The sequence below is a fragment of the Anaerovibrio sp. genome (assembly GCF_051866355.1).
In the GTDB taxonomy this organism is placed as follows: domain Bacteria; phylum Bacillota; class Negativicutes; order Selenomonadales; family Selenomonadaceae; genus Anaerovibrio.
Map to the genome: position 1 here is coordinate 7794 of NZ_JBJDWZ010000117.1, position 3881 is coordinate 11674.

The following is a 3881-nucleotide window of genomic DNA, read 5'->3' on the forward strand; positions in this document are numbered from 1 at the left end:
CTGATCCATGGCTGGAGAAGGCTGAGAAGTACACCGAGGGTTCCATCATCAGCGGTACTATCATCAAGCTGACTGACTTTGGTGCATTCATGGAGATTGAGCCGGGCTTTGATGGCCTGATTCCTATGGGCGAGCTGGCTACCAAGCGCATTAACCGCGCAGATGAGGCTGTAGAGCTGAACCAGCAGGTAAATGTAAAGATTCTCCACATCGACATGAAGAGAAAGCGCATTTCCCTGAGCATTACCAAGGCTAACAGCGCAGAGGCTGCTGAGTAATTCGGCGTCCAACAAAACAAAGATTTTTTGCAAGGAGTGGTGGGTTCATCACTCCTTACTTTCTGTTACAAAGGAGGGGAAAGATGTACGGCAGAATACTGAAGGTTTATCCCGGCAGTCTGGCGGAAGAGCTGGAGCTGGTTCCGGGGGATAAGCTGCTGGAGATTAATGGCATGAAGCTACGGGACATTATTGATGTGAGCTTTGCCTTTGCCGATGAGGAAATCACCATGCTGGTGGAGCATGAGGACGGCCAGCAGGAGGTCTATGAATTTGACAAGGATTATGATGAAGAGCTGGGGGCGGAGTTTGAGTCAGCCGTTTTTGACGGCATCAGGCACTGCGCCAACAACTGCCTGTTCTGCTTTGTGGACCAGGTGGCACCAGATATGCGGGAAAGCCTGAACATCAAGGACGATGACTACCGCATGTCCTTCCTGTATGGCAATTTCATCACCATGACCAACATGGTGGATGCGGACTTCCAGCGCATAAGGCAGTATCATCTTTCCCCGCTGTTTGTTTCGGTGCAGTGTACCAATCCTGAGCTGAGGCGGAAGATGCTCCGCTGTAAAACGGCGGGCAACCTGTCCGTGCAGCTGGACAAGCTGGAGGCGGCGGATGTGGAGTATCACACCCAGATTGTCCTGTGCCGTGATTTGAATGATGGTGCGGAGCTGGAGCGTTCCCTGCAGGATATCATTGCCCGTCAGCCCCATGCCCTGTCCGTGGCCATTGTGCCGGTGGGGCTGACAAAGTTCCGGCAGGATTGCTTTCCCCTGAAATCCTTTGACAAGGAAAGCGCGGCCAGGGTGGTGGAGCAGGTAGAGACATATCAGCGCAGGCAGCGGGAAAAGGATGGCCGTACCTTTATCTATCTGGCAGATGAGTTTTACCTGCTGGCTGGCAGGGAACTGCCGCCGGCAGAATACTATGACGGCTTTCCACAGCTGGATAACGGCATCGGGCTGGCGCGTAATTTCGTGGAGGAGTTTGAGGAGGCCGCGGCTATGGATGAGGATACGGTAACTGCTGCTCATCCGGAGCAGGGGAAAGCCCTGCATCTGGCCGTGGTGTCCGGCACATCGATTGCTCCCCTGATGGAGAAGCTGGCCGGTTCTGTCCGGTCTGAGCGCCTGCATGTTACTATGGTGCCTGTCACAAACAATCACTTTGGCACTACGGTCAATGTGTCAGGCCTTCTGACGGCCGGGGATATGCTGGCGGCATTGGCGGAAGCGGCAGGTGATGCGGATGGCATCCTTATTCCGGAATCGGCCCTTAGAACCGGGGACAATGTTTTTCTGGATGATATCACCCTGAGCGAGTTTTGCGGCAGGCTGCCCTGCCGCGTGGAAACAGTAGGCAGTGGCAGTGAGTATTTCCATGCCCTGACGGATTGGGAAAATTATAGCGGCGTAGGCGATACGGCCGCTTCCTATATGTGGCAGAGCAACGCTGCCTATACCAAGAGAGGAGGAATGTAGTATGAGTAAACCTATCGTAGCCATTGTAGGGCGTCCGAATGTGGGCAAATCCACCTTGTTCAACCAGATTGGCAAGAGGCGCGTTTCTATTGTGGACGACATGCCGGGAGTTACCCGTGACCGCATCTATATGGATGCCGAATGGCTGAATCATACCTTTACCATGATAGATACAGGCGGCATTGAGTTTGAGGATGATGACCACATCCTGAAATCCATGCGCCAGCAGGCTCTGGTGGCCATGGAGGAAGCCGATGTCATAGTATTCGTGGTGGATGGCCGTGCGGGGCTGACCACTGCGGATGAAGAGGTGGGCCGCATGCTGCGGAACACCAAGAAGCCTGTTATTCTGGCGGTAAACAAGATTGACAGCCCGCAGATGGAGGCCGGCGTGTATGAATTTTACAGCCTGGGATTGGGAGAGCCGCTGGGCATTGCCGCGTCAAATTCCCTGGGACTGGGCGACCTTCTGGATGCAGTGGTGGCGGCCTTTCCGGAAACTGATGGCGAGGACAAGGAGGAGGACGAAATCAGCATCGCTGTCATCGGGCGTCCTAATGTGGGCAAGTCCTCTATTGTCAATGCCCTGATTGGCGAGAACCGGGTGATTGTCAGCAACGTGCCTGGAACCACTCGTGATGCCATCGATACCCATTTTGTGTCCGACAACATAAAGTTTATGCTGATTGATACGGCAGGCATGCGCCGCAAGGGCAAGATTGACGAGGCTGTAGAGCGTTACAGCGTCATGCGCTCCCTGCGTGCCGTCGATAGGGCCGATGTGGTGCTGATGGTTATCAATGCGGAGGAAGGCATCACGGAGCAGGACAAGAAGATTGCCGGTTATGCCCATGAATCAGGCAAGGGCGTCATCATTGTCGTGAACAAATGGGATGTATTCCCGGACAAGGATGACAAGTCCACCCTGCGCTTTACCGAGGATTTGCGCGATGAAATCGGCTTCCTGCAGTATGCGCCGGTGCTGTACACCTCCGCCCTGACAGGCCAGCGCATCCATCGCATTACGGAGCTGGTAAAGTATGTGGCTGACCAGCAGTCCATGCGCATTCAGACCAGCGTGCTGAACGAGCTTATTCGTGACGCTGTGTCCGTCAATCCGCCGCCATCTCATCGCGGCAAGCAGTTGAAGATTTTCTTTATGACTCAGGCTGACATTCAGCCGCCGAAGTTCATCGTATTTGTAAATGACCCTGAGCTGATGCATTTCTCTTATCTGCGTTTTCTGGAGAACCGCCTGCGGGAGAGCTTTGGCTTTGAGGGAACGCCGTTAAAATTGATTGTTCGCGGACGCAAGGAAGAGGAGGATTTTTAAGATGCTGGATTTTATTGTGGCAGCTGCAATCAGCTATCTTCTTGGTTCTATTCCCAACGGCCTGATTCTGGGCAAGACTGTCTGGGGCGTTGATTTGCGTCAGCATGGCAGCAAAAACATTGGCGCTACCAACGCCTGGCGCACCATCGGCAAGGCCGGGGGTATCAGTATTTTTGCCCTGGACTTTTTGAAGGGTGCCATCAGTGCCTATCTGGGCCTTCATCTGGGGGGCAGCGAGCTGGCCGGTATCATCTGCGGACTGCTGGCCATTGCCGGTCATTCCTGGTCGGTATTCCTGTCCTTCAAGGGGGGCAAGGGTGTGGCCACAGGACTGGGGGTCATTGCAGCCCTCATGCCGACAGTTACCCTGATTGTCTTTGCTGTCTGGTTCGCCATTGTGTACTTCACCGGCTATGTGTCCCTGGGGTCCATTATCGGGGCGGCACTGGTGCCTATTCTGGCCCTGTTTTTCGGCCTGCACACCGAGTTTCTGGTGCTGGGGCTGATTGCGGCAGCATTCATCATTTTCCGTCACAAGAGCAATATTGAAAGGCTTCTGAATGGTACGGAGAGCAAAATCAAGGCGGCAAAATAATGTCGTGATACACAGATATATATACAGATTCTGAAAATATTTTTCAGTTAAATTTAGGAGTGGCTCCTGACTGGTTTTTGAACCGGTCAGGAGTTTTTTGTGCCCTGTTTTGGCACAGATTATCCTCTAAAACCTTTTGCAGAAAGTAACATGCAAGACATTTTATTGCGATTGTTAAAATTTTTATC

Annotated in this window: 4 protein-coding genes; all 4 read left to right on the plus strand. The window is 53.1% G+C overall.

Features of this window, described 5'->3' with window-relative positions; translation table 11 throughout:
- Window positions 1-278, plus strand: a 278-nt coding sequence (locus ACI3UA_RS06240) for a S1 RNA-binding domain-containing protein (protein ID WP_439723959.1), incomplete at its 5' end; no start/stop codon positions are given.
- A gap of 83 nt (window positions 279-361) precedes the next feature.
- Window positions 362-1765, plus strand: coding sequence for a DUF512 domain-containing protein (locus ACI3UA_RS06245; RefSeq protein ID WP_439723960.1), 1404 nt, complete (start codon window positions 362-364; stop codon window positions 1763-1765).
- A gap of 1 nt (window position 1766) precedes the next feature.
- Window positions 1767-3098, plus strand: a complete 1332-nt coding sequence (der, locus tag ACI3UA_RS06250) for a ribosome biogenesis GTPase Der (protein ID WP_439723961.1) — start codon at window positions 1767-1769, stop codon at window positions 3096-3098.
- Window position 3099: 1 nt separating this feature from the next.
- Complete coding sequence (gene plsY / locus ACI3UA_RS06255; protein ID WP_439723962.1) at window positions 3100-3693, plus strand: glycerol-3-phosphate 1-O-acyltransferase PlsY; 594 nt, start codon at window positions 3100-3102, stop codon at window positions 3691-3693.
- Window positions 3694-3881 lie beyond the last annotated feature (188 nt).